Here is a 6370-nt window from a genome sequence, read left to right as displayed (position 1 = left end):
CCTATAGTATCTGTTGATAATATCGAAGTTTAATCCTAATTTGGCTACAACCTTCTTTGTATGCTTATTGTATGAGTAAGAGAAATCAAACTTTTTAGCTGTAAAGCCATATGTATAACAGAAGCTATAAAAATCAGTAATAGCTTCGATATGTTGGGACATAGATGAGTTCTTTAATCCACCTTGTTTGTACTTTGATGAAAACTGACACTCACCAATAAATAAGTTATTCAGGAAAGCATTAACATAGCTATCATTAACCTTGAAAACTGCCTTGTTTGCTAGCACATGTTTAGTTTGAACATCTTTTTCATTTCTCCATTCGTTATGGTCTGTTAGAACCTGATGAAGAAAGAGTGAAATCTGAGATTTGCGCGAAGATACTGTTATGTCATTATTGCTTCTAGCCTTGTGAAATAGGTAAGCATTCACAATAAATAAGGGAACCCCATCGAGAAAAAGCAATGGAATATCTGCTCTAACTCCATCGAGGTCGTAGCTCTTCACTTTGACAGTATCTAAAATCTCACCCATAAATAATCTCGGACTAATTTCTGTTAGTATTAACGCTAGCAGCAATTTTCAATTTTGCTTACTTTTCCTATAATTTTTTTCGTCTAACCGAAATCACTTATAAACCTTAGTCCGTGTTATCTCACATGCTGCCGTTGGTTGTTGCTGGTGGTCTGTCGATTGCGTTGTCATTTGTTTTCGGTATTGAAGCATTTAAAGAAGAAGGCACATTGGCTGCGGCACTGATGACTATCGGTGGCGGTTCTGCATTTGCCTTGATGGTTCCAGTATTAGCTGGTTTCATTGCATTTTCGATCGCTGACCGCCCTGGTCTAGCGCCGGGTCTAATTGGCGGTATGTTAGCAAGTTCGACAGGCGCTGGCTTCCTTGGTGGTATTGTTGCTGGTTTCTTAGCGGGTTACAGTGCCAAGATGATTGCAGACAATGTCAAACTGCCACAATCGATGGAAGCACTGAAACCCATATTGATTATTCCGCTTGCGGCAAGCTTAATCACAGGTCTAATCATGATCTACATTGTTGGTGGCCCTGTGTCTGCTGCGATGATGGGTTTGACGGATTTCTTAAACAACATGGGTTCTGCTAACGCTGTACTACTGGGTATTATCCTTGGTTGTATGATGTGTTTCGATTTGGGTGGCCCAGTAAACAAAGCGGCTTATACGTTTGGAGTTGGTTTACTTGCATCGCAGACATACGCACCAATGGCGGCTGTGATGGCGGCAGGTATGGTACCTGCTTTGGGTATGGGCTTAGCGACTTTCTTAGCTAAGCGTAAATTTACCAACAGTGAATCAGAAGCGGGTAAGGCATCGTTTGTCTTAGGTCTATGCTTCATCTCTGAAGGTGCGATTCCGTTTGCGGCACGCGATCCAATGCGTGTAATTCCAAGCTGTATGGCGGGTGGTGCATTAACAGGCGCGTTATCAATGTTATTTGGTGCAAAACTGATGGCACCACATGGTGGTTTGTTCGTACTCTTTATTCCAAACGCAATTACCCCCGTATTTATGTACTTAGTCGCGATTGCGGCAGGCACAATCGTAACGGGTGTCACTTACGCGTTCTTAAAGCGTGCCGATGAAGAACAGCTTGCCGCTGTATAATTAAAGCGTGAAATAAACGTGGTTAGATAGTTGTGTAACATACTTTCTAATAACAAAAGAAGCCCCGATATTGCTACGATATCGGGGCTATTTTGCCACCGCTGCCTACTTATTTATTTCTGTATCCATTACATCTATTCTTTGTTTCCCCAAGCGCAACAGAGTTGCAAAGCACATCAAGAATAGGGTAATCAATACAGCGAGTGATCGTAGACTGTCCTTGCGTATTCAAAAAGCATTACTGCTAAAGCGCATTTTTATTATTATCCCCAAGGGGGTACTACTCTTATAATTATTTTAACTCGTTAAGAGTTGGTATTACTCTTCTGCTGACATTAACAACTCTTCACCATCGGTGATCAATAAGTATGATTTGCCAATGTCTAGTTGGCAGATATCAATACTTTCAGCACCAAAGTACAAATCACCACTACAGTTTTCAATTGTCATGTAAGGCGTGACTACGCCCTGTTTGGCTTCATTTATAGTAACGGTAGAAGTCGCGATGATTTGGGCATCTTTATGACTAAACACCCGAATCCGATATTTTCCTGCAACCTCTGAGCGCGAACGTTTAAGCGAACTTAACTTAAAGAGCTTACTTTTTGCATCATCTAACCAAGCGACAATCCATAGATCCGCATTTTCACTGATCAACATAGTGTCGATTTCTGCTTGAATGCTCTTAGAGTTAGTATCTTGTATGCCCAATTGTACTGTTACGTTGTCACTAACATTCCAGCGATACATATACGGCGTTACTTCATTATCCATATTTGCCGTTGCTTTATTGGTACTAGTAAATAAAGCATCTTCACTTAAGGTATGGCGAATATGGTAATCAATGGCTTCCTTTGTTGTATTTACAAAATGTAAGTCGGCTTGTCGTGTACGTGAAACGCCATCAACAGCATTACTCACTGCGTCAACGTCACTGCCTCCATCCCCTGAACCGCCACAACCTAACAACAAAATAGGTAATGCGGTTATTAGCGCTGTTCTAAACATGTTAGAACCTCTTTTGTAATTATTTTATGAATCTTAATGTAAGCATATTGCAAGATTCAGCTGTCATTTGATCAATTCTGATGGATAAATTGAACTTGTATTTAACTACCTGAAATAAAATTAAAAATCGGACTCTCATTCGTGAGAATGTCAAAAAAGGAAGGTGCGATGGGAAATAAGTTGGATAAAGAAGTGGCAAAATTGACCACTTCTTTGTTGTGAGGGGAGAATGGCGTGCTAGTTAATTCTCGATGGAAAATATCAGCACATACGGCGCTTTAAACCGCTTAGCTCTAACAATCTTGTCGAAATTTCTTCCACTGATAATGAGCTGGTATTCAAATAAGGGATCGCCTCTCTTCGGAACATGCTTTCGACTTTGCCTAATTCGGTTTCACATTGGAGTTGACTTGCGTATTCGCTGTCTGCCATGCGTTCATGGCGAATGGTATGCAGGCGCTCTGGGTCAATAGTGAGACCAAAGGTTTTATATCTATAAGGTTCAATAGCTTGAGGAAGTTTTAATCGCTTCATATCTTCAGCAATGAACGGATAATTTACCGCTCGGATACCAAATTGCATGGCGAGATATAAACTTGTCGGTGTTTTTCCGCAACGAGATACGCCCAATAGAATAATATCTGCCTGATCAAGATTATTCAGTGAGATACCATCGTCGTGTGCAAGGGTATATTCAATAGCTGCAATACGATCCATATAGCTAGCGGCGTCTTTATTGATGCTATGAGAGCGTTGCAATTTGGGCGCTGGCTCAAGGTTTAGGTCTTGTCGAAGCGGTTCAACTAGTACATTCAATACATCATAAAGTAAGGCGCTGCTTTGCTCTAAAACGGCCTTTACTTCAGGGATCACGACAGAATAAAAGACAATCGGCTGAGAGTCTGATGCTTCATGAGCTTGTTTTATAAGGTTTTTTACGTGTTCTGCTCGTTCGATTGTTTCGACAAATGGCAGTGTCATTTGCTTAGTTTCTAGCGGAAATTGGCCTAAAACAGCGTGTCCAAGGGTCTCAGATGTGATTGCAGTACCGTCAGAAACGTAAAATACGTCACGAAATTGGGTTTTGCGCTGCATATAAAGTTGAATCCTTAAAATTATTTTGTAATCGTGTGGGTATCAGAGTTATTACAATAACCTAAAAAGGAATATCTACCATATCAACACCGCATCGTGAGTATTTTTTTGTGACTGAATGCAAACGATTGCCTTGGTGGCTATATTCTTAATTACAGCTGTACCCAATTACAAGGAGACTTCCCCGTGCAACAGAATGTTGTTTGGTATGACGCTTTATCAATGAATGACGTTGACAAAGTAGGTGGAAAGAACGCATCACTCGGCGAAATGGTAGCTAACTTAGCTAACGCTGGTGTGAAGGTACCCAATGGTTATGCAACAACATCGTTTGCTTTTAATGCTTTCTTGGAAGCTGGGGGTTTGAACGACCGCATTTATCAACTACTTGATAAGTTAGATGTTGAAGATGTAAACGCGTTGAAAGCGGCGGGTGAAACGATTCGAGGCTGGGTTCTCGATGCACCATTTCCGGCTGATTTAGAGGATGATATTCGTCGTAGCTATGCTGAGCTTGGTGAAGGCGACGAGATGCTATCGGTAGCCGTACGTTCATCTGCAACAGCAGAAGATTTACCTGATGCTTCATTTGCAGGCCAACAAGAAACGTTCTTAAATGTGCGTGGTATTGATGCTGTGATTGAAGCGGTTAAGCATGTATTTGCTTCTTTGTTTAACGACCGTGCAATTTCATACCGTGTACACCAAGGCTTTGAACACAAAGGTGTAGCATTGTCTGCGGGCATTCAGCGCATGGTTCGTTCAGATAAAGCTTCATCAGGTGTGATGTTCACACTAGACACTGAGTCGGGCTTTGACCAAGTGGTATTTATTACCTCATCTTGGGGCTTGGGTGAAATGGTTGTACAGGGTGCTGTTAACCCTGATGAGTTTTACGTTCATAAGCCAACCTTAGAAGCAGGAAACGCTGCGGTTGTGCGTCGTACCATTGGGTCAAAAATGATCAAAATGGTGTACGCAGAGGGTGAAGAACTGGGTACGCAAGTTGAAACAATTGATACATCGGTTGAAGAGCGTAACCAGTTCTCACTAACGGATGCTGAAATTGAAGAGCTAGCTAAACAGGCATTGATCATAGAGAAACACTATGGTCGCCCGATGGACATTGAATGGGCAAAAGATGGCATTACAGGTGAACTCCTGATTGTTCAAGCGCGCCCTGAGACCGTACGTTCTCGTGATGATCAAAATGTGATGGAGCGTTTCCACCTTAATGATCAAGCGCAAGCTATTATTGAAGGTCGCGCAATTGGTCAACGTATTGGTACTGGTGTTGTTCGCGTAGTGACCAGCCTAGATCAAATGGATCAGGTGCAAAACGGTGATGTATTAGTGGCAGACATGACAGATCCTGATTGGGAACCTGTGATGAAAAAAGCATCGGCTATCGTTACAAACCGTGGTGGCCGTACCTGTCATGCTGCGATTATTGCACGTGAACTTGGTATTCCTGCTGTTGTGGGTTGCGGGAAAGCGACAGAGCAACTTAGTGATGGTCAGCAAGTGACTGTGTCTTGTGCTCAAGGTGAGACTGGCTTCATTTATGAAGGTGAATTGGACTTTGAGATTCGTCGTTCAGAAGTTGATTCACTGCCTGATCTTCCACTGAAAGTGATGATGAACGTCGGTAACCCTGATCGTGCATTTGATTTCGCGTGTATTCCGAATGAAGGTGTTGGTCTTGCGCGTTTAGAATTCATCATTAATAAGATGATCGGTATTCACCCTAAAGCATTACTTAACTACGACCAACAATCTGATGAGCTGAAAGCTGAAATTGATCGTCGTATTGTTGGCTATGAAAGTCCTGTTGAGTTTTACATTCAAAAACTCACAGAAGGGATTTCAACATTAGCATCGGCTTTCTGGCCAAAACGCGTTATCGTTCGGATGTCAGATTTTAAGTCGAATGAATACCGTAACTTGGTTGGTGGGCTTAACTACGAACCAACTGAAGAAAACCCAATGCTAGGCTTCCGTGGTGCATCGCGTTATATCTCGGAACAGTTCCAAGATTGTTTCGCTTTAGAGTGTGAAGCGATGAAGCGTGTACGTAATAAAATGGGTCTGAAAAACGTTGAAATCATGATTCCATTTGTTCGTACCGTTAGCGAAGCTGCATCGGTTATCGACTTATTGGCTAAGTTTGATTTACGTCGCGGTGAAGATGGCCTTAAAGTCATCATGATGTGTGAGTTGCCATCTAACGCTATTTTGGCAGATGACTTCTTGAAGTACTTTGACGGCTTCTCGATTGGCTCTAACGACATGACTCAGCTAACACTGGGCCTTGACCGTGATTCTGGCGAAATCGCTCACATGTTTGATGAGCGTAATGATGCGGTGAAAGCCATGCTTTCAATGGCGATTAAAGCAGCCAATAAAGCGGGCAAATATGTCGGAATTTGTGGCCAAGGGCCATCAGATCATGAAGATTTAGCTGACTGGTTAATGGAGCAGGGGATTGACTCTGTTTCACTCAACCCAGACACAGTGGTTGAAACGTGGCTACACCTAGGAAAGCAAGATGCTTAATTAGTTGAAAGCTATTTAAAAAATAAAACCCGCAGTGATGCGGGTTTTTTTATATCTATATTAATCATCAT

At 42.1% G+C, this 6370-nt stretch carries 3 protein-coding genes and 2 pseudogenes; 2 read left to right on the top strand and 3 right to left on the bottom strand.

Annotated elements, in window-relative coordinates:
- Window positions 1-534 (bottom strand): annotated as a pseudogene (locus ASV53_RS21925) (hypothetical protein); the annotation flags it as partial.
- 116 nt (window positions 535-650) lie between these two features.
- On the opposite strand from ASV53_RS21925, the pseudogene ASV53_RS21920 reads away from it, so the two are divergent.
- Window positions 651-1640 (top strand): annotated as a pseudogene (locus tag ASV53_RS21920) (fructose-specific PTS transporter subunit EIIC); the annotation flags it as partial.
- Window positions 1641-1958: 318 nt separating this feature from the next.
- Here the strand turns inward: ASV53_RS21920 and ASV53_RS21915 are convergent.
- Both ASV53_RS21915 and ppsR read right to left on the bottom strand, forming a co-directional pair.
- Complete coding sequence (locus ASV53_RS21915) at window positions 1959-2648, bottom strand: hypothetical protein (protein WP_094958681.1); 690 nt, start codon at window positions 2646-2648, stop codon at window positions 1959-1961.
- A 261-nt stretch (window positions 2649-2909) separates the two neighbouring features.
- The gene (gene ppsR, locus ASV53_RS21910) at window positions 2910-3743 is read right to left on the bottom strand and encodes a posphoenolpyruvate synthetase regulatory kinase/phosphorylase PpsR (protein WP_094958680.1); all 834 of its coding nucleotides are present in this window, start codon (window positions 3741-3743) and stop codon (window positions 2910-2912) included.
- Between the two features lie 186 nt (window positions 3744-3929).
- Between ppsR and ppsA the strand changes: the two genes are divergently transcribed.
- Entirely contained in the window at window positions 3930-6299 is a 2370-nt protein-coding gene (ppsA, locus tag ASV53_RS21905) for a phosphoenolpyruvate synthase (RefSeq protein WP_094958679.1), read from the top strand.
- The last annotated feature ends 71 nt before the right edge of the window (window positions 6300-6370 follow it).

The organism is Photobacterium sanguinicancri (assembly GCF_002265265.1).
Lineage (GTDB): Bacteria > Pseudomonadota > Gammaproteobacteria > Enterobacterales > Vibrionaceae > Photobacterium > Photobacterium sanguinicancri.
The sequence above is the reverse complement of the archived record's forward strand: the minus strand, read 5'-3'. Positions and strand labels throughout refer to the sequence as shown.

What these genes read in the sequence shown, in the direction of transcription:
- ASV53_RS21915 (WP_094958681.1), bottom strand. Translation starts at nt 2,648, where the DNA reads ATGTTTAGAACAGCGCTAATAACCGCATTACCTATTTTGTTGTTAGGT.
- ppsR (WP_094958680.1), bottom strand. Translation starts at nt 3,743, where the DNA reads ATGCAGCGCAAAACCCAATTTCGTGACGTATTTTACGTTTCTGACGGT.